The sequence below is a fragment of the Pseudomonas sp. C11 genome (genome assembly GCF_034683865.1).
Classification (GTDB): domain Bacteria; phylum Pseudomonadota; class Gammaproteobacteria; order Pseudomonadales; family Pseudomonadaceae; genus Aquipseudomonas.
Genome location: NZ_JAWIIP010000105.1, coordinates 1 through 232, shown reverse-complemented (window position 1 = coordinate 232; position 232 = coordinate 1). Strand labels below are relative to the sequence as shown.

Sequence of the window (232 nt, the reverse complement as noted above, 5' to 3'; positions counted from 1 at the left end):
GGCGCAAGCGGCTGCACCCGATGGACGAAATCGCCGCCATCGAGTTCCTGATCGACAAGCACAAGGTCACCAAGACCAACGCCGAGTTCTTCCTGTCGATGAAGCGCAAGTAAGACGTTGCGCTCTGCCACCAGGCCGGGGAAACCCGGCCTTGTCGTATCCGGAGGCTTTCAAGCCTACTGAAAGCCCCACTTCGGCGCTAAACTTTGCGGTCACTCAAGCCTGTCCGACA

At 59.1% G+C, this 232-nt stretch carries 1 protein-coding gene; it reads left to right on the top strand.

What is annotated here, in order from left to right; genetic code table 11:
• Nucleotides 1–113 (top strand): hypothetical protein (locus tag VC352_RS25095; RefSeq protein ID WP_322982185.1); only part of this gene is annotated, 113 nt, incomplete at its 5' end.
• Between the last annotated feature and the right edge of the window lie 119 nt (nucleotides 114–232).